Genomic DNA, 24,118 nt, shown 5'->3' with positions numbered 1-24,118 from the left:
AAGTTAAGCTTAAAATTTATAGGATAATCCCACGCCCTGCGATGTAATATTCATCCCGCCGTGGTTAAATCCCATTGCAGGATAAAGTTGCAAATTTTTATTCTTTTTTTTATGAATTTCGGGGATTAATATTCCGCTGGCGGCTCCAACTGCAAATCCAATGATATTATCTGTAAGGAAGTGTTTACCAGATCTTATTCTAAGATAACCCACGGTGGCAGGAATGGCAGCAGCTACCCCCCAAACGTAAGGTCTTAAAGGAGAATTTGGATTAAAGTCGTGAAAGACTTTGGCGGCAAAGAATGTTGCCGATGCTGTTGCTGCGGTATGCCCGGCAAAAAAAGATCGTTGCTCATCATTTCCAATCCTGTCCTCAATTGGTAAATTGGTATCATACACCAAAGGCCTGCTTTTCTGGACCAGCCCGGCAGTGATCGTGAACAGGGCGCCTGTAGTAGCCATGGATTCCACAAACAGCACAGAGAGTTGTCCTGCGTGTGATCTTTCATTTTCACTTAGCATAAGGAGCAGGGGAAGGCCAATGGAGCCGAACATTGGGATATAGCTATCCTGGTTTGCTTTTTCTGAAGAATTTCCGGCTGCCCAGCGATCTATTTTCCAGATATCATCTTTTGAAAGGTTATTAAGCTCAGCTTCAGTTAAGGCGTCTTTATTCTGAATGAGGAGAAATCCTATAACATTTAATCCAACTCCGGTTGTGATCCATATTCCATCCTTCAGAAGATCTGTTTCATATGGAGATTCTTTTTTTTGACTGTAGGCGTTTAAATTTATAAGTAGGATTAAGAATAATAGGAGTAAGGACTTCAGCTTCATAGAGGATAAATTTTTATTTTCAAATCTCTAAACTTATGTTCAAAATCCTTAGCTGTTTAAGAAAAGTATAACAGCAAACCCTGCTTATAAAGCTATCAAGACAGGCAGATTTAATATCCACCGGGGGATTCTGGGAATTAACAAAAGATTAGTTGGTGTTGACGGCCTCCATTTTTTTGAGTACAGTAAAAATGCCGTAACTTTATGTTTAAGAATAGACAGCCGGCTTAAGTGAGGTGAAGCCACATTTAAGCTAAAAGCAGAATGACTTATGAAAGAAAAAGAAAAGAGAGGCAGGTCTGGATTTGTCTTTAAAAAATACGAGGATCCCAATACATCCCCTTTTGAAAAGTTATTTGAGATCTTTAAGGAATTGATCACCCACACTTCCGGGGATTTTGATGAAGCCATAGACTGGCTAAGGCAATTGGATGTGGAATATAAACTCACAGATGAAGATTATACGATTGATGATTTCATTGAAGACCTTAAGAAAAAAGGATATATAAGGGAAGAAACAAAACCAGGTGGCCCGGGAATGGTGATCACTGCCAAAACCGAAAGAGCTATAAGACAGCAGGCACTAAACCAGATCTTTGGTAAACTAAAAAAAGGTGCGGGAGGAAATCACACTACGAAATACCAGGGTGCAGGAGATGAGCATACAGGAGAATTTAAATCCTTTAACTATGGCGATCCATTAGAAAAGATCTCAATGACAGAGAGCCTTAGGAATGCCCAGATCAACCATGGCACCGGGGATTTTAAAATGACAGAGGATGACCTGGTGGTGGAGGAAACCCATCACAAGTCTCAAATGAGTACGGTGTTGATGATTGACATAAGCCATAGTATGATCCTGTATGGAGAAGACAGGATCACGCCGGCTAAAAAAGTGGCAATGGCTCTTGCCGAATTAATTACTACCAGATATCCTAAAGACACCCTGGATATCCTGGTGTTTGGAAACGATGCCTGGAAGATCTCGATAGGGGACCTCCCTTACCTGCAGGTGGGCCCTTACCATACCAATACGGTTGCGGGCCTACAGCTTGCAATGGACCTCCTGCGGCGTAAGCGAAATACAAATAAACAAATCTTTATGATCACAGATGGGAAACCCAGCTGTATAAGAGAACGAGATGGCACCTATTACAAGAACAGCGTGGGGCTTGATCCATATATTATTGATAAGTGCTATAATATGGCTCAACAAGCCCGGAAACTACATATACCTATAACTACCTTTATGATCGCGCAGGATCCTTACCTTGAAAGGTTTGTTAGGGAATTCACGCAGGCTAATCATGGGAAGGCATTTTTTACGGGATTAAAAGGCCTGGGAGAAATGATCTTTGAGGATTATGAAGCCAATAGAAAAAAAAGAATACGAGGCTGAAGCAGAAAATTTCTGATTCAAATGTTTAAGAAAACGGGGAAAACTCCTAATGAAAATTGATTGCAAATGAAAATTAAAGATATTACAACTTTTGGCGCCCTAAAAAATGCGGGATACCAAAGCAAAGGCATAAAAGAGGAATTAAGATTAAATCTTATCCAGAAAATAAAGGGTGGAAAACCTGCCTTTGAGGGAATTCATGGATATGAAAATACCGTGATCCCGGAGCTTGAAAGAGCGATCCTCTCCCGGCATAACATCAATCTCCTGGGTTTAAGGGGGCAGGCAAAAACAAGACTTGCACGGTTAATGGTAAATCTACTGGATGAGTATATTCCAATAGTGGCAGGGTCTGAGATCAACGACGATCCCTTTAACCCGATTTCCCGCTATGCCAGGGAGGAGCTAAAAGAGAAGCGTGATGAAACACCAATAGAGTGGGTGCACAGGGAGGAAAGATTCTTTGAAAAACTGGCCACCCCAGATGTTACGGTGGCCGATCTTATTGGAGATGTTGACCCAATTAAGGCTGCCAATTTAAAACTTAGCTATGCCGATGACCGGGTGATTCATTTCGGGATGATACCTCGCGCCAACAGGTCCATTTTTGTGATCAATGAGTTGCCAGATCTGCAGGCGCGTATCCAGGTAGCCCTTTTCAACATTTTACAGGAAGGGGATATACAAATTCGTGGATTCAAACTCAGGCTGCCGCTAGATATGCAGTTCGTTTTCACCGCCAACCCTGAAGATTATACCAACAGGGGCAGTATAGTAACTCCTTTAAAGGATAGGATTGGTTCTCAAATTATCACCCATTATCCGCAAAATATAGAGACTGCGCGCACAATAACAGAGCAGGAATCCAGGCTGGATGAAAATCAGCGTGAGATGATCCATGTGCCGGACCTTGCCAGGGACCTTTTGGAACAAATAAGCTTTGAGGCCAGGGATAACGAATTCATCGATGCCCGTAGTGGGGTCAGTGCCCGTTTAAGTATTACCGCCTATGAAAACCTGCTAAGTACTGCAGAGCGCAGGGCTATTAAGACAGGTGAGGAGAAGACCTTGCTAAGGTTTAGCGATTTTATGGGGGTCATCCCTGCGATCACCGGGAAGGTGGAACTGGTTTATGAAGGAGAGCAGGAGGGAAGCGCAGCGGTAGCCCAGCAGCTAATAGCCGATGCTGTAAAGACACTGTTCCCGAAATATTTCCCAAAGATAGAAAAACTCGAAAAACCATCGGTGGAAAGTCCGTACAATGACCTCGTGGAATGGTTCTTTGCTGAAAGCGGATTTGAATTACCAGATGATGTTAAGGATAAGGAGTATAAGCAGAAGCTGGATTCTGTCCCACCGTTGAATAAGCTTATTGAAAAGTATCAAAAGGACATTCCCAAAGAAGATCAATATTTTCTGAAAGAATTTCTCTTGTGGGGACTTGTGGAATATAAGAAATTGAATAAGTACCGCTACACCACCGGTATCCAGTTCAAAGATCTTTACGGAAGCTACATCAGCGGATTATAAAAGGAAGAACCGGGAAAAAAGAAACAAGAAACAAGAGACAAGAAACAAGAGACAAGAAACAAGAAACAAGAAACAAGAAACAAGAGTCAAGAATCAAGAGAAGAGAGAAGAGAAAAAGCTGCTAGAGGCTGGAGTTTATTTGTCTTATACCAGAAAATTTTACCTACAAGCGGAGGCTGGATTCTAGAGTCTAGAGTCTAGAGCCTTGACGGGTGGGCACTCATAAGTAAATCGTCTTAGGAAGAAACCTCACAGGTTTTCAAAACCTGTGAGGTTTGATTGTGATTTTTTGTTAACCAGGTGATTAGATCAATTTAAGCAGGAGAATCAGCATCGTGATTCATTTTGTAAAGTCAGAATTAATCGGGTAGAAAGATCCTTTTAATAGAGGGTTTCCGAGCGAGAGAGACCTGCCAGGTTTAGTTCCTTAGAAAGACAAAAATTGTTGTTTAATCCCACTCCTGAAAGAAAAAACCTGGTAGGTCTAAACAAGGAAAAGCGAGCCCGTTTGGTCATCGCGAGGAGTCCTGCCAGGTTGAATAATCAAACGAGCATGAATTATCTTAATCATTCCGGCTTCTGTTGACGAGAAACCCTGAAGGTCCATGGAGGGATTTTCTTTTTTATTCATTGGTGTCCGATTAAAGTATTTAAAATTTTCCTTAGGCCTAATCTATATAGTCTGAATACATATCCACCTCAACCTGGGGGTGGTTTTGGATCTGAAATAGTTCCGGGAAATTCAAATTTTTTAAAAAATGGCAAACGACTATTTTCCATACCCTTAGGTTTTGGTCTGGATTCTAGGTTCCAGCAGCGAAAGCGATCTGGAATCTTTTACCGGACAATAGTGTTTAATTGAGTTTTCTATCTTCTACGTTTTTTCTTTTCCGAAATTATCCCTGGAGTTTTTTATCATATTCAGAAAATAATCTTCAGGAAATAAGTATTCTGTAAATTTCCTGAAATACTTTTAAAAACATTTGTTTTACAGCCTTTTATGGCTACATTTATCACCTGTATTAAAACAAATAATGCAAGAATTACAATTAAAATATAAGGCACTCACTTCTACTGTTACGTTTGTAACGGTTGCCATTATCATGATTGTAACAACAGGTATTACCCCTTTGGGGTAATATAGATATAACTTCCGGTCCACACATTCCTGTATTTTTTATTTACTGTTTAATACATATTCCTCATGAAAATATTAAAATTTGGAGGTTCTTCCCTGGCCTCTCCCCGGCGCATTAAGGATGTCGCCAATATAGTACTTGAACATCATCAAAGTGATCCTGTCATAGCAGTTTTTTCAGCATTTGGAGGGGTTACAAATGACTTGCTTAAAATGGCAGAGTTGGCAGCCGCTGAAGATGGATCTTATAAAGAACTTCTTGCTACCAATGAAAAAAGACATTTAGACGCAGTGAGGGAACTACTTCCTGTACAGTCCCAAAGCGGGATTTTAAGCAAAGTGAAAACCGAGCTAAATCACCTGGAAACCTTATATGAAGGTGTTTTTCTCCTCAATGAGCTCTCCAACAAAACCAAACATGTGGTGGCGGGTTTTGGGGAAATCCTCTCCTCTCTTATCATACACGGGTATTTTAATAGCCTGAAAGCGAATCCTCAATACCTGGATTCCCGGGATTTTATTACCTGTAGGAATAACAACGAAAAAGTGCAGGTTAATTATAAACTTACCTATGATAAAATAAAAGAGCATTTTCAAAGCACCGGTGGGGCACTTTTTATAGCACCCGGGTTCATTGCAAAGAATGAGCAGGGAGTTCCCAGCACCCTGGGAAGGGGAGGATCAGATTTCACTGCCGCCATCTTTGCTGCAGCTTTAGACGTGGAGGAAGTGTATATTTATACAGATGTTGATGGTATGTATACCGCAAATCCCTCCATAGTTCCACAAGCATATCCTATTAAAAGTATCTCTTATGAAGAGGCTATGGAACTTTCTCATTTTGGGGCAAAGGTTCTTTATCCCCCAACTCTACAGCCCCTGGTGGAAAAAAATATTAAGATATATATTAAAAACACTTTTAATCCCGCCGGGGAAGGCACAACAATTTCAAAATCCAGCAGGGAGAACTTCAGGTGGGTAACGGGGATCACCCATATAGATGCTGTGAAACTACTTAATATAGAGGGTAGCGGGATGGTAGGTATCCCCGGATTTTCAAAGCGCTTTTTTGAGGTCCTGTTCCAGGAGAATATAAATGTAGTACTCATCACCCAGGCATCATCAGAGCACAGTATATGCGTTGCGGTTAAGGATGATGAGGCACAGCTGGCAAAGGAGGCTCTGGATGAAGCCTTTGAAGTAGAGATCTCCTTTAAAAAAATAAAGCCTGTAGAGATAGAAGAGAATGTGGCTATAGTAGCTTTGGTGGGAGACGCGATGAAAAGCCACCACGGGCTTAGCGGTAAGATGTTTAGTGCTTTGGGTAATAATAATATTAACATAAGGGCTATTGCACAGGGATCCTCCGAAAGAAATATATCGGCCGTGATATCAAAAAAGGATGTTCCCAAAGCGCTTAATACCCTTCACGAGCAATTCTTTGAAGTTCCATCTAAAGAACTCAATTTGTATATCACCGGGGTAGGAAATGTGGGAAGTAAACTTTTAGGCCAACTGGAAAAACAGAGGGAGTACCTTTTAGAGAAACTAAGGCTGAAGGTGAGAGTAATGGGCCTTTCAAATTCCAGGCAAATGGTTTTTAATGAGGAGGGAATAGATCTAAAGAAGTGGCAGGCCGAATTGGAAAATGGGGAGAAGGCAGATAAGGAAAAGTTTCTTGAAAAAGTGAATGGCTTTAATTTGCGCAATAGCATATTTGTAGATAACACTGCCAGTACCGAGATCTCTTCCTGGTATAAGGAATACCTTAGGAATTCGGTTTCTGTGGTTACCTGTAATAAGATCGCCTGTTCTGATGATTTCAGGAATTACCTGGAGCTGCAGGACCTGGCCAGGGAATACGGTGCCTCCTTTTTATATGAGACCAATGTGGGAGCAGGGCTTCCCATAATTGATACGCTGAAGAACCTGGTGGCATCTGGTGACAATATCATCAAGATCCAGGCAGTCCTCTCCGGCAGCCTCAACTTTGTTTTCAATACTTACAATGCGACAGAACCATTTTATAAGGTGGTGGAAATGGCGATGAAGGAAGGTTATACAGAACCCGATCCACGAATAGATCTAAGTGGGGTGGACGTTGCCAGGAAGATCCTTATCCTGGCCAGGGAGAGTGGATACAGGATGGAGCTGGAGGATATTGAAAAAGAGAATTTTCTTTCAGAAGAAAGTCTACGAGCCTCCTCCAATGAAGAATTCTTCGAGATCCTTAAGGCTGAAGAAGATCGGTTTAAAGAAATATACAGAAATGCTTCAGAAAAAGGAAAGAGATTAAAGTATGTCGCGCAGCTTGAAGACGGAAAGGCAAAAGTAGGATTACAGGAAGTTGGGCCGGCTCATCCATTTTATGACCTTAGCGGGAGCGACAACATTGTGCTTTTCTTTACCGGCAGGTATCCTGAACAGCCATTAATAGTAAAAGGAGCGGGCGCCGGGGCAGAGGTCACTGCCTCGGGGATCTTTGCAGATATAATACGAATAGGTAAAAAATAAAGAAAAAAAGAATCAGGACCTCTGCTGGAATCTGGTCAAGACGAGACCTTGATAGAATTTTTTTTATTAGCGTGAGGTGATGACGTTTGAGAATCATCAATGCGAGTCAATATTTTTGTTTCAAGGTTTTTTCCGGCCTACGAAAACTTCTCGTAAAATTTGAAATGAGAGGGGCGTTAAGAATTTTAGGCTGTTTGAGCGATACGTAATCATCTCGTCAGACTTTATATTCCCGCGAGTTCCTAAAATTTAGCCACCGAACGAAAAATTTAGAGAAGCTTTCGTAAGCCTAGACTTTTTTTGGTTCTTTTTTTGGGCGATGCAAAAAAAGAACAAGCGGTCCTATGAAATGGAAATATACTAGTCACTTTTTTCCAAATAGCGAGAAAAAAAATGCGCTCTAAAAGAATACGTCAATGGTAGATTACAAATAATGAAGCCTTGCATAAGTAGTGAAACCTGAATTTTTTATCGAATAAATGAAATTATGAAAGAAATAAAGATCTTTTCCCCGGCAACTGTTGCGAACCTCTCCTGTGGCTTTGATGTTCTTGGCTGTTGCCTGGATACGGTGGGAGATGAAATGACCATTAAGAAAAATGAACTCTGCGAATTAAGAATTACCAAAATAACCTGGCAGGATCTGCCTATGGAAACCAATAAGAACGTAGCCGGGGTAGCGGCAAAAGTTATGCTGGATCATTTGGGAGAGAAACAGGGGTTCGATATTGAAATAGATAAAAAGATAAGAGTAGGCAGTGGAATTGGCAGTAGCGCCGCAAGTGCTGCAGGAGCTGTATTCGCCATAAATAAATTACTGGGTGAACCTTATACCGCGAAGCAGCTTATAAAGTTTGCAATGGCAGGGGAGCAACTGGCAAGCGGGAATGCGCATGCAGATAATGTTGCACCGGCACTGCTGGGGGGCTTTAGCCTGGTAAAAAGTTACGATCCGTTGGAAGTTATAAGTTTACCCTCACCCGGGGAACTCAGAATGGTAATTTTACATCCTCTCATTGAAATAAAAACACAGGACTCCCGTGCTATCCTGCGGCAGTCAATAAGTCTTAAAAGTGCAGTGAGCCAGTGGGGAAATCTCGGGGCCCTGGTAAGTGCCCTTTACACGAATGATTATGATCTCCTGGGTAGAAGCCTTGTTGATGGGGTTATTGAGCCCATAAGATCCATTCTTATTCCTTATTTTGACGAGATAAAAAAGGTAGCTGTGGAAAACGGCGCACTGGGTTATGGCATTTCCGGCTCCGGGCCTTCTGTCTTTGCTTTATGCCGGGGAGATGAAAATGCCTCGAGGGTGAAAAATGCTATTGGAGAGTTTTATCATTCTACAGGAATAGAATTTGACCTTCACCTTTCGGCTATTAATACAGAAGGTGTAAAAGTGCTATGATTTTTAACAAAAAAGCAATGTGTAAATGAGATATTTTAGTCTGAATGATCATTCAATAACTGCAAGTTTTGAAGAGGCGGTGGTACAGGGCATAGCACGTGACAGAGGTTTGTTCTTTCCGAAGAAAATTCCGCGATTACCTGCATCTTTTTTTGAGGAGATATCTATTTTTTCCTCTACAGAAATAGCTAAAGAGGTAATTTCACCTTTCATAGGAGAGGAAATTCCTGAAGAAGCTCTAATCGATATTATTGAAAAGACACTGGACTTTGATTTTCCGGTAAATGAGCTGGAACCTAATGTAAGTGTGCTTGAATTATTTCATGGGCCCACACTTGCATTTAAGGATGTAGGTGCAAAATTCATGGCCGGTTGCCTGGAATATTTCATTAAAAAAGGGACCGGGGGAGAGGTTACAGTTCTGGTGGCCACATCTGGAGACACTGGAGGTGCTGTTGCGAATGGATTTTTGGGAGTGGAAGGCATTAAGGTGGTGATCCTTTATCCATCTGGCAAAGTGAGTGAGCTGCAGGAGCGGCAGCTTACTACGCTGGGCAGGAATATCACTGCCCTGGAGGTAGACGGGGCTTTTGATGAATGCCAGGATATGGTTAAAACCGCTTTTCTGGACAGGGAGGTTACAGAAAAGGTACAGTTAACTTCTGCCAACTCTATCAATATAGCCCGCTGGTTACCTCAAATGTTCTACTATTTTCTGGCCTGGAAAGACCTGAAGGAAAAGAATAAAAAATTGGTATTCTCAATACCCAGTGGGAATTTCGGTAATATTTGTGCCGGTTTAATGGCTGCTGAAATGGGCCTCCCCATAGACCATTTTGTCGCATCCACCAATGCCAATGATGTGGTGCCGGCATTCCTTTCATCGGGTAAGTTTTCAGACCAGCCTAGTGTTGCTACTATCTCCAATGCGATGGATGTTGGGAATCCCAGTAACTTTGTCAGGATCCTGGAGATGTTCGAAAATAACATGGAATCCCTCAAAAAAAAACTATCAGCCTTCAGTTTTGATGATGACCTTACAAAAGATGCAATGAAGGCGGTTTATCACAATTCCAATTATATTATGGATCCACATGGTGCGGTAGGATATTTGGGTCTAAGATCTTTTTTGAAAAAGAACAAGGATTTTTACGGCGTTTTCCTGGAAACGGCTCATCCCGTAAAATTTGCCGACACCGTTAAGGAAGCTACAGGCCGGGAAATTGAGATCCCTTCGGCAATTGCAGATATTATGAACAGCGAAAAGAAGGCAGAAAAAATAAGCACTTATGAAGATCTAAAATCCTTCTTGCTGAGGTGATAAAATAAACAAGTCCTGTTTTGTACAGGACTTGTTTTAGAATGTGTTAAATAATTGAATTCTTAGTTCAACTGGTATTTAGCCGATTGGCCTTCTTTAGGTAAATTATTTTCTATGAATTCCCTTATATCATCATTGGCATTCTTCAGATCCTCTGCTCTTAGGTACATCATATGCCCGCTCCTGTAACCTTTAAAGCTTATACGGTCTTGCATTTTTCCGCTTTGATCCAGTTGCCACATAGTGTATTTGGCGTTGAAATAGGTGGTAGCACCATCAAAATATCCTGCCTGTATAAGTACATCCAGATTTGGATTTTGGGCCATCGCCTGTCTTAAATTCTCTCCGGTATTATCGCCGCTCCTGTCCCAGGGATGAACGGGCCCAAACATATAGTAACGTAAATCTGTTTTAAAATTAAGCTCCTCCTGCAGGTAATAGTTTATAGCAGGAGTAAAGGAATGTAACCAGGAGGTTAATTCTGAATTATAATCTGGTGAATCCCCTGCTTCCTTCGCATCGATTCCAAGATATCTGGAGTCCAGGCGGCCTACGGTATATCCTCCGTCCTCTCTTAAAAGCTCTTTCCAGAAATACCTGAAGGGTACAGCGAGATTATTTTGCAGTAAAACTTTTTCAGAAATTCCTGAGTATTGAGCCATTTGAGAAGCGACTTCCTGTTTTGTCGCGGCGTCTGTGAATCCGCCTTTTACAAGGGCCGGTAAGACTGTATTAATGGCGTATTCTTCTACTTCTGGAAGCAATTCGTCAAGGTCCTTATTTTGGTGGGTTGCAGGGAGCTTATTGTGATACCAGGCGGCGGCGGCAAAATATGGCAGCCTGTTGGCTACCTCTACCGGGCCGCCTCTTTCAATTCCAATCTCTGTAGGAGATACAAGGATCACACCGTTGAGGTACATCCAGTGGCTGTTTTGTAATTCCAGGGCAAGACCTGAAACCCTTGTAGTACCATAGCTTTCTCCAATAAGATACTTTGGAGATAGCCATCTGTTGTTTCTGGTAACAAAGGTATTTATCCAGCCGGCCAGATACTTTATATCTGCCTGGACGCCAAAGAAATCCTTCCTGTCCTGCTTCTTATCTCCTTCTTCAATTAATCTTGAATATCCTGTGTTTACAGGATTTACGTAAACTATATCTGCAATGTCAAGAATGGAATGAGGATTTGCTTTTACACCATAAGGCTGTACAGGAAATCCTTCATCATCTATCTTCAATACCCGGGGGCCGGTGTAAGCCAAATGCATCCAAACAGATGCAGAGCCTGGTCCGCCATTGAAAGAGATCACCAAAGGCCGGTTTTCAGTATTTTGTATACCGCTCCTTTTATAGTAAGTATAGAATAAACTGGCAACGGCTTCCCCATTCTCATTATAGACAGGCTGAGTTCCTGTTGTGGCGGTGTAGTTGATATTCTTTCCTTTTATAGAAACCGAGTGGCTGGTAACCACGGTAGTATCAACCGGCAACTTTACATTTTGAGAGATTGAGGTAAGGGAGAAAAGGCCAATAAAGGCCACTAATAAATATTTCATAGGGGTAGAATGTTATTTTTAAAGCCTAAAATTGAGGCTTTTTTTTCATTTTCCCTACTCGTCCTTAAATAAAATGTGATAGCTCAATAGAATTCCTCCTATAGCTGCAATGAGAAAAAAGATAATTGCAAGACCGGGGTACCCCAGGATCATAAATGGTGAAGGCACGCTCATAAGCATAGATGCTCCTATAATCGTTGCGGCTATGATGATACCAAGGGTTATCCTGTTGGCGACTTTTTGAAAACCATCTGTCCATCGCTTTTCATCAATGGCATCGATCTTTACGCGGAATTTATTTTCTGCCAGGTTATCTGTGATCTTGTTCAGCCTGTCCGGCAGGTTTTCTGCGAGGTTCTTTGTTTGGAGCATAATTCCGAAGAGGTTCTCCGGTTTTAATTCATCGTACATCTTTGAACGCATGACCTTATTAACATGCTGGCGTATAGCTTTGCGAAGGTCAAATTCAGGTTCCAGGACCGCCACGATCTGGTCCATATTCAGTAATATTTTGCCCAGGATATTTACCTCTACAGAAATATGGATCCCATTATTTGCAGCCACCCGATTCATCTGGATCAATAACCTGCCCGTTTGCATTTCCTTTGCCCGGGTATGCTGGCTGTCCATTACCAGGTGATTTATTGTGGTCCTGAAGTTTTTTACATCTGCCTCCTCTGTTACCTCACTCATGCTTAAAAGAACATCTGCACAGGCCTCCCCATCATTTTGACTTAAGGCGATAAGAAGGCGTAAAAGCTTTTCCTGCATATTTGGAGTAAAGCGTGCGACCATCCCAAGGTCGATAAGTGCTATTTTGTTGTCATCTGTGAGTTGCACATTGCCCGGGTGGGGATCGGCATGAACAAAACCATCTGTAATCAACTGCTTGAGGTAGGCATCTACCAGTTCATCTACAAGAGGGCTTAGATCGTTCTCAATTTTCTTTAAAGGGGAAATGGAAGTTATCTTGGTACCGGTAATAAACTCCATTGTGAGGACTTTACCGGTGCAGTAATCCATAATTGGCTGTGGCACTGTGATCCTTTTATAGCCACTTAGGTTACGGCTCAGGGTTTTCAAATTTTGCGCCTCACGATTGTAGTCCAGCTCCTGTAAAAGTATATGTCTTAACTCTTCCAGCACATCATCAAAAGCATATTTCCTGGCGACTTTGGTATGTTTTACAGCAAATTCAGCAAGTTCCTTAAGGGTATCCAAATCTTCAAGGAACTGCTTTCTTATTCCGGGTCGCTGCACTTTTACCGCTACAGGTTTACCGGAACGTAAACTTGCTTTATGAACCTGGCCTATAGATGCACTGGCCAGAGGTTCTTCTTCAAAGTGGGAAAAAGCCTTTGAGATCCTGGTTCCCAATTCTTCTTCTACAATTGCATGAACTTCCTGATAAGGGATGGGAGGTACATCATCCTGGAGGGTTGCAAGTGCTTTTAGATAAGCATCGGGTAAAAGATCTGGCCGGGTAGAGAGGAGCTGGCCCATTTTGATATAAGTTGGACCCATCTTTTTTAGGTCCTCTACCAGCTCCTCTGGAGTTTGGTCAAAATCATCCTGGCTATGGTCTTTATCTTCCCCTTCATCAAGGGCAGTTGCTGCTGTTTGATGAAAAAGATCACTATTCCAGTACTTGAGCATAAAACCCATGAATTTTCGATAGCGTTCTAAATTATCTGGTAATACAGCCATAGTCCAAGTTTTGATGGTTTATCATATTTAAAGATATCTAATAAAACTTATTACACAAACAGATTAGGAAAAGCAGCTTCCTCTTTTTACATATTTGGCAAAAATTTAATAATCTATGGAGTTAAGAGCGGATGCAGGTAGTTACTTCGGGTTATTTCATTATTTTTATGGCCATGGGTTGTAAGTGCAACTTCTTTCTTAACAAAATTTGATCTATTGAAGAAAATTCCAGATTTTAATAATATCGTCAATAAGGTGGATATCAATCAACAAAAGCCGCTTTTCTCCCGCTTAAATAAAGATATTCCTGCCAGTATAGTTGTTTTTCTTGTTGCCTTACCCTTATGCCTGGGAATCGCACTTGCCAGTGGGGCGCCTCTGCTTTCGGGTTTGATCTCAGGGATTGTTGGTGGTATTGTAATAGGTAGTATAAGCCATTCCTCTGTAAGTGTGAGTGGTCCTGCGGCCAGTTTAACTGCAGTGGTACTGGCTTCTATCGCCTCGCTGGGAAGTTTTGATGTATTTCTTCTGGCAGTTGTCCTGGGAGGGATCTTTCAATTTACCCTTGGAATTTTAAAAGCCGGCCTTATTGCAGATTATATGCCTTCTAATATTATAAAAGGACTACTTGCTGCTATTGGTATTATACTAATCATTGCCCAGATTCCCTACGCAATGGGAATCGCCGCAGATACGGCCGATTATTTTGATCCCAACAAGAATTTTTTCTCCCAGGTAGATGAGGCTATTGCCAGTTTTTATGCATCTCTAACAGGGGGTGCTTTGTTGATCACCGGGATCTCCCTGGCCATAATGATATTTTGGGATAAAACCCCGCTTAAAAACTTTAAGCTTTTGCCACCTGCACTTGTTGTGGTTTTATTAGGTGTTGCCCTTAATGTAATCTTTCAATATGCTGTTCCCTCTTTATATTTAGAGGAGGCTCATCTTGTGAATATACCTAATATTGATAGCGTAAGCGAGCTTGTTACTTTTCCCGATTTTTCTGCGATTACCAATCCTGAAGTTTGGGGAGTTGCGATCACTATTACCCTTATCGCCTCCATTGCCAGTTTACTCGCAATAGAAGCTGCAGATGAGTTGGACCCTCATAAGAGAAATACCCCGCCAAACCGGGAGCTGGTTGCCCAGGGTATAGGAAATACCATCACAGGTTTGATTGGTGGAATACCAATTACATCTGTTATCGTAAGAAGCTCGGTGAATATAGCTGCCGGGGCAGAGACGAAACTTTCAGCCATACTGCACGGTATATTTTTACTTTTAAGTGTTTTGTTCCTAAGCAGCATTTTAAACCTCATACCACTTTCCAGCCTCGCGGCCATTCTACTTGTAATTGGATATAAACTCGCATCATGGGATGTGGTATCCACTATGTTCCGAAAGGGCTGGAACCAATTTATTCCATTTGTAGTGACGATCGTAGCTATTATTTTGACAGATCTTCTAATAGGAATATTTATTGGTACCCTGGTGAGTATATTTTTCCTTTTGCGCAGTAATTATCATAATGCCTTTTTTGTTGAGAATACCAAGATATTTAAAGGAGAAACTATACGGCTTGAACTATCTAATGAGGTCTCATTCTTCAATAAAGCATCTATAAAAAACACTCTATGGAATGTACCAGATAAATCTACCGTAATTATTGATGCCACCTTCGCAAGCTATATAGACCAGGATGTTCTCGAGATCTTTGAGGATTTTAGAGATACCTATGCGAGAGAGCACGATATTAACCTAAGCATCATAGGATTAAAAGAGAAATATGACCTGGGTAAAGACCTTGAATTCGTGCAGGAAGAATTAAAGGATTCCAAAAAGAGATCTACTCCCCAGGATATTTTCGACTATCTAAAAGATGGAAACCAAAGATATGTTGATGGAAAATTAGTGTCCCGCAGACTTCGGAATAAGGAGTTAATGGATTTCATAAATGCTCCTCCACTTGCCGCGGTGGTTAACTGTATAGACATGAGGGAACCACTTAATGTGTTGATGAATACAGGAATTGGAGACCTTATACCTATAAGGACCGCAGGTAACCTGGCAAATGACCATGGCATAAAAAGCCTGGAGGTAGCCTGCCAAAAGCAGGGAGCCAAATTTATACTCTTTATGGGTAATTCTGCCAACAAGATCTACGCACAGGCACTAAGAGATTTTAAAGAAGGACATGACTCATATCTTTGTCCATTGATTGCTGAAGCTGTAGAAGCTAACCATATTACCAGGGATCTTATAAATGAAAGCAACCTGTATGAGCATGCAGATGTGATTACACGCTGGAGCCTGGTAAGGTCAAGGGAACTTGTCATTGAGCAAAGCCAATTTCTTCGGGAGTCAATAGAAGAGGGCAGTATAGGTATGGCGTCGGGATTTTTTAACCGCCAAAATGGTAAAATAGATTTTTCTGAAATGCATCAAACTTCAGAAGTTATAAATTCCAATGGCTGATTTATAAAGGAATCCTTACCGTCTTACATAGAAAGTAACTTGTTAAGTTGATTAATATTGGTAGGATTACCAAAAAGGTATAGCAGGTCTCCCTGTTCGATAATAGTATTATTATCGATATGAGTAATATAATTGGCTCCCCGTTTTATAGTTAGAAGTGTAACCCCGTAATTTTTTCCCAGGCCGGCTTCCTCTATAGATTTTCCAACTATACTGTTATTGCCTTGTTGAACGCTTAGAGTAACTATTTCTTTATTTGGAATATGAAGATGCTGGTATGCCGGGGTATGAGGGCCATCCTTGATCTTGGTTAGCATCTCGTAATCTGATGATCGTATTTGATTAATAAAACTCTGGATCTCATCGTGTGGAATTAGGTATTTCCTTAACACCCGGCTAAAGATCTCAATGGAAGTTTCAAATTCTTCAGGGATCACCTCATCTGCTCCCAACCGTATGTTATCTTCAATTTCGCGTACATACCTTGTCCTTACGATCAAAGTTGCGGTTTGTGTAAGGCTTCTCACCACATTGATGATCTTCTTTGTAGCATCGGGATCAGAAATGGCGATAACAATTACCCTTGCTTCCTGCACATGCAAATGTTTTAAGATCACAGGATTTGTAGCATCTCCATACACAATAGGTTCCCCGTTTTGTTTGGCCTGCTGGAAGGCATCGGGATCCAGATCTGTTATAACATAGGGGATCTGTGCAAATTTTGCTGCTTTAGAGATATTTTTTCCGTTAATACCATATCCAATGATAACAAGATGGTCCTTCTTATCTTCGATGGCAGCTTCTTCAGTCTTACTGTATCTTTTTACATTATCAAGACGCCTCCTTACCCTGGCCGGAATGGGGAGTTTTATGAGGTAGTAGGTAAATCTTTCAGCATAATTCATTACAAATGGTGTAAGCCCCATGGTAAGAATTGATATTGCCAGGAAGTATTGGTAGATATTTTCAGGTAATAAATCGTTTTGCACCCCTACAGTAGAGAGAAGCAGTGAAAATTCTCCCACCTGGAATAATGAAAAGACCGTAAGGAACATTGTTCTGGCCGGGTACCTTAGAGAAAGAACGGTGATTGCCAATACCAACATCTTAAGTAATATCACCCCAATAACAAGGAGCAGGATGATAAGAATGTTGCTAAAAAAGAAATTAATATTTAAAAGAGAACCTACAGAAATGAAAAAGAAACTAATAAAGATCTCCCTGAAAGGAAGGACGTTTGCCGTGGCCTGGTGGCTGTAATCTGATTCAGATATGATAAGGCCGGCAAAAAAAGCTCCCAGGGCCAGGGAAAGTCCAACAGAGGAGGTTAACCAGGCAACCCCGAAACAGAAAACAATTGTTGTCAAAATGAACAATTCCCTGTTCTTGGTTTTGATGACCATTTTAAAAATATACGGCACTACATATAATGCCAATATATATATTACAAAACCAACTCCTATTATCTTAACGAGCAATATCCCCAGGGTTTCAAGGATGTTATCAGACTTTCCTGCAAGCAATGGTGTAAGTAACATCATAGGTACCACCACGATATCCTGAAAAATAAGAATAGCTACTGAAACTCTTCCATGGGGTGAAGAAACTTCTCCCTTTTCCTGGAAAAGTTTTAGAACGATTGCCGTACTGCTTAATGAAAAAAGGAAGCCCAGGAATACAGCGGTATTTAATGGTATTCCCATAAAGGTAGAGAGTAAGGCCGTTAAAAGAATGGTGCCGCCTACCTGCATGCCCCCTCCTAATAGAATGGTTTTTTTAATGGAAGCAAGGCCTTTGAGGGAGAGTTCAATTCCAATTATAAACAGTAAAAAAATAATTCCTATTTCACTAAGAAGCTCAACTTCATGTTGTGAACTTATAAGGTTAAAAACGTAAGGACCGGCAATTATCCCCGCTATAAGAAATCCCAATAAAGACGGTACTTTTATCTTTTGGAAAAGGAGGATTATTATGATGGAAAGCCCCAGGACTACCACTATATCCTTAAGAATAGGTATCTCCATTTATATTATCTATTTAGATTAAAAAAACCAAGTTACAATTTGAAACGTGGAAGTTCCAACATAATTAAAATTTAGCCTGAAAACAATTTACAATAAAAATGGCAGCTCCCGTAGCTGCCATTTTCTTTTCAATTTTTCTAATGTTAATCCAGTAACCAGGCTTTTCTCAATTGAACTCTTGGATCATCCTGTGGCAGTTCCATTTCCTTCAATTCAGTTACCGAATCTGTTGGCTGGATTACCTTACCGGTTAAGGTAGTTTCTTCGCCATCTCGCTCTACCACCATGCTTATGTCCTCACTTTCCTGCCATGCCTGTGATTGCATAACCAGGTCATAGACATTTTGTATGCTATATTCTGTGCCATTTACCGAGCGAATAATATCTCCATTTTGAACCCCAAGTTCCTTAAGGAAAGAGTTTAAGGCAATATTTTTTCTGAAGAAAAGATCCCCGGTGTCCGGGTCACCATCGATATAAGGAACCTGTCCTTTGATGAAATAAGAGGTGTTGATGCTGCTTTCAGCCTTTTCTATTCCTACTTTTTCAAGAAACTGTTCATATGGTATCGGGGTGGATCCTGAAATATAGGTGTCAAAAAATTCCTGAATTTCAGGATATGTCATCTCTACAATGGCAGGGATAAGTTCATCATCCTCAAAAGGCCTGTCTTTTCCATAGCGCTCACTTAGATCCTTCATAAGGTCAAGGATGCCTTCCTCGCCATTGCTAAGCTCTCTCAACCTAATATCCAGGGCCATTCCTATGAGGGCTCCCTTAAGATAAACATTGTAATAGTCATTTTTATAAGGTTCTTCAAGGATGTTCCTGCTCATTGTTGTAAAAGGAACGGTGTCATCAAAATTCTGGGACGTTTCGATCTTATCGGCCATTCTGGAATAGAATTCGGTATTGTCTATAAGTCCCTGGTTGACCTGGAAGAGGTGTGCAAAATATTCGGTTACTCCTTCGTACATCCAGAGATGCTGTGACATTTTTGGATCATTATAGTCGAAATAATGAATCTCGTTGCTATGAACATTTAAGGGAGTAAGAATGTGGAAGAACTCATGGGAGACCACATCTGTCATTGTTTTATTCAAGGCCTGCAGGGGCATGGTTTCCGGCAGGACCACCACTGTAGAGGTATGATGTTCAAGAGCTCCATAACCCCTGGCGTCGATATTGTCAGAATCTGCTAAATATAGCAGGATTGCGTAGTTGGAGGTATTATCAATATCTCCTAAAAACCTTTTTTGAGCCGTTATCATTTGCTCTATCCCCGGTTTGATGCTTTGAGCAGTGTAAACCTTGCCGGGAGAGTATACGTGCAGTAGTACATTTATACCCTCTGTTCTTATGTGGGTAGTATCTGCCGCGGCATACATAATAGGATTATCTATTATTTCAAAGTAGCGCCTGGCATTAAATGTATCTGTGAAACTTCCTGAAGGGGTTGGTTCTTGCATTGTGCGGGAAAGCTGCATGGCAGTGCCGGGGAAAAGACCCTGTGGGCGCTCAATGATCAATTTATATGGTTGCTCTTTTAGTTCATCAAAGTATCCCACAAATCCATGCAGGTTTAGCATGAAATTTTGGTTCTTCATAATATTGGTCCCGGAAGGGGAGAAGATCCCCTGTTCTCCTTCAATATCATATGAATCATTAACCCAATAAGTAATTTTATCAAGATCCCTGGCATTATCAATAAGCCAGGAGTTATCATCTGTTTTCGCCAAAAGCAGTTCCTTTCCTAAATAATCGTATGCTTTCAAATCTTCAATCAATGTCCCATAATTATCAATTGAATAGGTCCCCGGCACCGTGGTGGGAATATAAAATGTAGTTTGGTTGGTTGTGAACTTACCCGGGTCGACGGTAACCATAACCCTGTCATCCTTTACATTTACCAGGTCAATTTTTACTTCCACCTGTTGGGGGGTGCTTGGTTCCAGTTCCTGTGTGGTTTTACAACTGTAGGTAACTGTTATTACCGCCAGGAAATACATCAATTTTTTCATGTTCATCATTTGGTTTCTCTATAGATTCAATACAGGCTGGAAAGTTACAGTTTTCCCGGGGAATTTAAAATGTCGCTCTTCTGTTAACACTTCGTTAATAAATAAGTAATATAATTTTTATAAAAAAGCAGTTTCTTAGCGCCACCTAAAAACCCTTTCGAATGAAACGAAAACTACTCTTTAAAATCTTTTTCCCTCTTTTTCTGTTTTTTACAAATCTTGTGCTGTCTCAAGCAGTTTTCATTAATGAATTTCATTATGATAATGAGAGTACAGATGAAGGTGAGGCAATAGAAATTGCAGGCCCCGCCGGTACAGATCTTTCTTTGTACAGCATAGTATTGTACAATGGAGGAAACAACAGCGCCTACGGTACTTTTCCTTTAAGCGGATTGATACCAGATCAACAAAATGGATTTGGTACGTATGTTTTAACTTTCCCTACAAACGGACTCCAAAACGGCGCTCCAGATGGTTTTGCACTTGTCAAGGGAGAGGAAGTTATTCAATTTTTAAGCTATGAAGGTGTAATGACTGCAGAATATGGGCCTGCAACCGGAATGACAAGTGTAGATGTTGGAGTAGCTGAAGACGGGAACACACCCGTTGGTTATTCTCTTCAATTAGCCGGTGAAGGCCAGGATTATACTCAATTTACATGGCAGCCGGAGGCACAAAATACTTTTGGGAGCCTTAATAACAATCAGAGTTTTGGTGGCGATCCTGTTGAACCCCAACCTGAACCTGAACCAGAGCCCGAACCAGAATTACCACCGGCGCCTGCAGTGGATATAATTTTCATCAATGAAATACATTATGATAATGCCGGTGCAGACCAGCAAGAAGGCGTTGAAATCGCCGGAACTGCAGGAACCGATCTAAGTGGTTATCAAATACTTTTATATAACGGTTCAGCTACACAACTTAAGTTATATAATCCATCTACCACTTTGGAAGGAGTTATTCCCGCGCAGCAAAATGGGTTTGGAACAGTTTTCTTTCCAATTACAGGAATTCAAAATGGGGATCCAGATGGGATAGCTCTTGTTGATCCAGATGGTAATTTGTTGCAATTTTTAAGCTACGGTGGGACATTTGTTCCGGTAGATGGTCCTGCAGCAGGAATTGAAAGTACAGATATAGGGGTGAAGCAAACTTCTTCTACTCCTATTGGATATTCTCTTCAGCTTACGGGAGAGGGTAGTTCATATGCTGATTTTACCTGGGCACCTGAAGCTCAGAAAACTTATAGCGCAGTTAATACCGGGCAAACCTTCCTTTCACCTGAGCCGGTTTTATTCATCAATGAATTTCATTATGACACTGCAGGTACAGATTCTGGTGAAGCCATAGAAGTGGCCGGTACTGCAGGCCTGGATCTTTCAGATTATAGTATTATTCTTTATAATGGAAGTAATGGTGCTTCTTATGCAACCATTCCTCTTGAAGGGATTCTGGAAAATCAGCAATCGGGATATGGTACTAAACAATTTACCCATGCAGGTATTCAAAATGGAGCTCCAGATGGTTTTGCCCTTGTAAAAGGAGAAGAAGTTATTCAGTTCTTAAGTTATGAAGGGGTTTTTACAGCCACCAATGGTCCTGCAAACGGATTGGAAAGTACAGATGTAGGAGTTTCAGAAAATTCTGCTCCTGTCGGAACTTCCCTTCAGCTTGGCGGAAACGGATTCAAATATGAAGATTTTACCTGGCAGGAGTCTCTTTCCAATACATTTGGGAATGTAAATACAAACCAGTCCTTTGGGGGTGCAGTGGTAGAACCGGAGCCGGAAGTTCCAGGGGAACCCGGCACTATTGCTTATGCACGTGCTGCAGAGCTGGGTACAAAATTAACGATCACCGGTACTTTAACCGTTGCTTCTGAATTTGGAAATACTGCCTTTATACAAGATGAAACCGGTGGGATTGCAATTTTTGGAAACCTTGTTACTGAAGCCGGTTTATATAAAATAGGAGATAGCTTAAGGATTACTGGAAGCAGGGCGGTTTTCAATGACCTTGTACAGATCTCAGACCTTGAAAGCGTGGAATACCTTGGAGAGGCTAATGAACCAATTGAGCCAAAAAGCATTAGCCTTTCTCAATTGGAAGCACACAGAGGACAATTGGTGAAAATTACCGATATGGTATTTCCCGGCCCTGGTCAGCTTTTCTTCGGAAATTCAAATTATCTTGTTTCCGATGCTAGCGGAGAAGGTGAACTAAGGATTACATCAACTGTTGATGGCCTTGTTGGAAAATTACAGCCAGTAACCTGCGCAGAGGTTGTTGGAGTAGTGGGTCGCTTTAGAACCACTAACCAATTACAACCAAGAAATGAAGAGGATCTTCCTTGTGCAGAACCTTATGACCCCACTTTTCCGGGTTCAGAGATCTCTAAAGAATTCACTTTTGATGCGGTGACCTGGAATATAGAATGGTTTGGTGATGAAGCAAATTCCCCGGCTGCCAGGAATGAAAATTCAGATGAGATCCAGAAGGAAGCGGTAAAAGCAATTTTATTAGAACTCGATGCCGATGTGATCGCTGTTCAGGAAATTTCAGATGAGGTTCTTTTTGAGCAAATGGTAGGTGAAATGGAAGGTTACGACTTTATTCTTTCAGACGCCACTTCTTATCCCGATAGCCCGGGTGGTCAAAAAGTTGGGTTTATTTATAAATCAGAAACTGTTTCTGTACAAGCTTCCCGTCCTATGATGACTTCTGTTCATCCCTTTTATGAGGGTGATGGTTCTTTATTCCAGGATTATCCGGAAAGTGCCGATAGATTTTTTGCCAGCGGGAGATTACCCTTTTTAATGGAGGCAGAGGTAACTATTGATGGTCATAAGGAAGAAATGAAATTCATAGCCTTACACGCAAGAGCAAATGGGAGCACAGGAGCCCAGGGTAGATATGATATGAGAAAATATGATGTAGAGGTTTTAAAAGATTCTCTGGACAGGTATTTTTCAAATGACAGGGTGATGATCCTTGGAGATTATAATGATGATGTGGATTTCACTGTAGCCAATGTAAGTACCACGGTTTCCACCTATGACAGTTATTTGGATGATACAGCAAATTATTCGGTTTTAACCTCAATTTTGAGTGAAGAAGGGTATAGGTCATATGCCATTGGAGATTATGATGATATGATCGACCATATTATGGTAACCGATGAACTTTTTGATAATTATATTGAAGGTTCCGCCCGGGTGCATTATGAATTTTATACAAGTGATTTTGTTTATACAGCCTCAGACCATTTTCCTGTTTCTGTGCGATTAAAACATAAGGGCTTGACCTTAACTGCTGTGGAGGTAAATGATGCGACCTGTAATGGAAGTGAGACAGGTACAGCTACGGTGTTTGTAACCGGTGGTATTGCACCCTATACTTACAGCTGGAGCAACGGGCAGGAAACACAAACCGCAACCTCGCTGCCAGCAGGAAATTACAATGTGATTGTTAAGGATTATCTTGGAGATGAAATTACTGCTGAGGTCACTGTAAATGAGGCTGAAGCCCTTTCACTCTTGATGGAAGATCAAAAGGTTTATCTGGGATATGAAACTTCTTGTACCACTCTTCAGCCCAAAGAAACAGTAGGAGGGACGGCACCTTTCACATATTTATGGAGTACAGGGGAAATTTCAGAAAGCATTTCAGTATGTCCTTCAGAAACTACTTCTTATAGCCTTGAGGTTACAGATGCAAATGGATGTAGTATTACTGCTGAAGTTACGGTGGAGGTTGAAGATATCTCCTGCGGAAATAATTCCCGGGCCTCAAAAGTTACCGTTTGTTTCAATGGTAAACCCCTATGTGTAGCTCCCAATGCAGTACCTGCTTTACTGAAGAATGGAGCTTCCCTGGGAAGTTGTGAAAATGAAAACAATCTTGTTATTGAAGAAACCCTGGTCTCTCCAAATCCTACAAGAGGTGAAACAGTTGTAAGAATTAAAAGCTCAAAGAAAACAAATGCCATCCTGAAGGTAATTAATTTGAGCGGACGAACTTTACAGGAGCAGGAAGTACTCATTGAAAAGGGAATTTCAGGATTTAACGTAAATTTGGGAAAGGTTATTCCGGGGCTCTACATTATTAAAATTGAAGGTCGCGACTTTGAAGGAAAGACCGCTAAGGTTATTAAGAATTAATTGACCTAAAAGGTCATAAATA

The 24,118-nt window shown here is 41.2% G+C and carries 12 protein-coding genes; 7 read left to right on the top strand and 5 right to left on the bottom strand.

What is annotated here, in order from left to right:
- Positions 1-9: 9 nt before the first annotated feature.
- Entirely contained in the window at positions 10-837 is an 828-nt protein-coding gene (locus tag FHG64_RS03845) for a phosphatase PAP2 family protein (RefSeq protein WP_139065182.1), read from the bottom strand.
- Between the two features lie 271 nt (positions 838-1,108).
- Between FHG64_RS03845 and FHG64_RS03840 the strand changes: the two genes are divergently transcribed.
- The 5 genes from FHG64_RS03840 to thrC all read left to right on the top strand — a co-directional run bounded on the left by FHG64_RS03840 (position 1,109) and on the right by thrC (position 10,147).
- Positions 1,109-2,236 carry a vWA domain-containing protein gene (locus FHG64_RS03840; protein WP_139065181.1) on the top strand — a complete coding sequence of 376 codons (1,128 nt, stop codon included), beginning with the start codon at positions 1,109-1,111 and terminating at the stop codon, positions 2,234-2,236.
- 66 nt (positions 2,237-2,302) lie between these two features.
- Positions 2,303-3,766, top strand: coding sequence for a magnesium chelatase (locus FHG64_RS03835; protein WP_139065180.1), 1,464 nt, complete (start codon positions 2,303-2,305; stop codon positions 3,764-3,766).
- Between the two features lie 1,204 nt (positions 3,767-4,970).
- The gene (gene thrA, locus FHG64_RS03830; RefSeq protein ID WP_139065179.1) at positions 4,971-7,418 is read left to right on the top strand and encodes a bifunctional aspartate kinase/homoserine dehydrogenase I; all 2,448 of its coding nucleotides are present in this window, start codon (positions 4,971-4,973) and stop codon (positions 7,416-7,418) included.
- Positions 7,419-7,905: 487 nt separating this feature from the next.
- On the top strand, positions 7,906-8,826 hold the full coding sequence (locus FHG64_RS03825) for a homoserine kinase (RefSeq protein ID WP_139065178.1): 921 nt from the start codon (positions 7,906-7,908) through the stop codon (positions 8,824-8,826).
- 25 nt (positions 8,827-8,851) lie between these two features.
- On the top strand, positions 8,852-10,147 hold the full coding sequence (gene thrC, locus FHG64_RS03820) for a threonine synthase (protein ID WP_139065177.1): 1,296 nt from the start codon (positions 8,852-8,854) through the stop codon (positions 10,145-10,147).
- Between the two features lie 62 nt (positions 10,148-10,209).
- Here the strand turns inward: thrC and FHG64_RS03815 are convergent, their stop codons facing one another.
- Both FHG64_RS03815 and FHG64_RS03810 read right to left on the bottom strand, forming a co-directional pair.
- Positions 10,210-11,703 (bottom strand): S10 family peptidase, encoded by a 1,494-nt coding sequence (locus FHG64_RS03815; RefSeq protein WP_139065176.1) that lies wholly within the window; start codon positions 11,701-11,703, stop codon positions 10,210-10,212.
- A 54-nt stretch (positions 11,704-11,757) separates the two neighbouring features.
- On the bottom strand, positions 11,758-13,410 hold the full coding sequence (locus FHG64_RS03810) for an ABC1 kinase family protein (protein WP_139065175.1): 1,653 nt from the start codon (positions 13,408-13,410) through the stop codon (positions 11,758-11,760).
- A gap of 216 nt (positions 13,411-13,626) precedes the next feature.
- On the opposite strand from FHG64_RS03810, the gene FHG64_RS03805 reads away from it, so the two are divergent.
- Positions 13,627-15,888, top strand: a complete 2,262-nt coding sequence (locus FHG64_RS03805; RefSeq protein WP_139065174.1) for a bifunctional SulP family inorganic anion transporter/carbonic anhydrase — start codon at positions 13,627-13,629, stop codon at positions 15,886-15,888.
- Positions 15,889-15,911: 23 nt separating this feature from the next.
- Here FHG64_RS03805 and FHG64_RS03800 read toward each other — a convergent pair whose 3' ends face one another.
- Both FHG64_RS03800 and FHG64_RS03795 read right to left on the bottom strand, forming a co-directional pair.
- Entirely contained in the window at positions 15,912-17,912 is a 2,001-nt protein-coding gene (locus FHG64_RS03800) for a cation:proton antiporter domain-containing protein (protein ID WP_139065173.1), read from the bottom strand.
- Positions 17,913-18,055: 143 nt separating this feature from the next.
- Complete coding sequence (locus FHG64_RS03795; RefSeq protein WP_139065172.1) at positions 18,056-19,933, bottom strand: M61 family metallopeptidase; 1,878 nt, start codon at positions 19,931-19,933, stop codon at positions 18,056-18,058.
- Positions 19,934-20,094: 161 nt separating this feature from the next.
- Here FHG64_RS03795 and FHG64_RS03790 point away from each other — a divergent pair, with 161 nt between their 5' ends.
- Positions 20,095-24,096 (top strand): endonuclease/exonuclease/phosphatase family protein, encoded by a 4,002-nt coding sequence (locus FHG64_RS03790; protein ID WP_139065171.1) that lies wholly within the window; start codon positions 20,095-20,097, stop codon positions 24,094-24,096.
- Positions 24,097-24,118: the final 22 nt, after the last annotated feature.

The sequence above is a fragment of the Antarcticibacterium flavum genome (genome assembly GCF_006159205.1).
In the GTDB taxonomy this organism is placed as follows: domain Bacteria; phylum Bacteroidota; class Bacteroidia; order Flavobacteriales; family Flavobacteriaceae; genus Gillisia; species Gillisia flava.
The sequence above is the reverse complement of the archived record's forward strand: the minus strand, read 5'-3'. Positions and strand labels throughout refer to the sequence as shown.

Excerpts from the sequence above, each read along its gene's own strand:
- FHG64_RS03840 (WP_139065181.1), top strand. The coding sequence starts at position 1,109 with ATGAAAGAAAAAGAAAAGAGAGGCAGGTCTGGATTTGTCTTTAAAAAA.
- FHG64_RS03795 (WP_139065172.1), bottom strand. The coding sequence starts at position 19,933 with ATGAAAAAATTGATGTATTTCCTGGCGGTAATAACAGTTACCTACAGT.
- FHG64_RS03845 (WP_139065182.1), bottom strand. The coding sequence starts at position 837 with ATGAAGCTGAAGTCCTTACTCCTATTATTCTTAATCCTACTTATAAAT.
- FHG64_RS03800 (WP_139065173.1), bottom strand. The coding sequence starts at position 17,912 with ATGGAGATACCTATTCTTAAGGATATAGTGGTAGTCCTGGGGCTTTCC.
- FHG64_RS03810 (WP_139065175.1), bottom strand. The coding sequence starts at position 13,410 with ATGGCTGTATTACCAGATAATTTAGAACGCTATCGAAAATTCATGGGT.
- FHG64_RS03835 (WP_139065180.1), top strand. The coding sequence starts at position 2,303 with ATGAAAATTAAAGATATTACAACTTTTGGCGCCCTAAAAAATGCGGGA.
- thrC (WP_139065177.1), top strand. The coding sequence starts at position 8,852 with ATGAGATATTTTAGTCTGAATGATCATTCAATAACTGCAAGTTTTGAA.
- FHG64_RS03790 (WP_139065171.1), top strand. The coding sequence starts at position 20,095 with ATGAAACGAAAACTACTCTTTAAAATCTTTTTCCCTCTTTTTCTGTTT.
- FHG64_RS03825 (WP_139065178.1), top strand. The coding sequence starts at position 7,906 with ATGAAAGAAATAAAGATCTTTTCCCCGGCAACTGTTGCGAACCTCTCC.
- FHG64_RS03815 (WP_139065176.1), bottom strand. The coding sequence starts at position 11,703 with ATGAAATATTTATTAGTGGCCTTTATTGGCCTTTTCTCCCTTACCTCA.
- thrA (WP_139065179.1), top strand. The coding sequence starts at position 4,971 with ATGAAAATATTAAAATTTGGAGGTTCTTCCCTGGCCTCTCCCCGGCGC.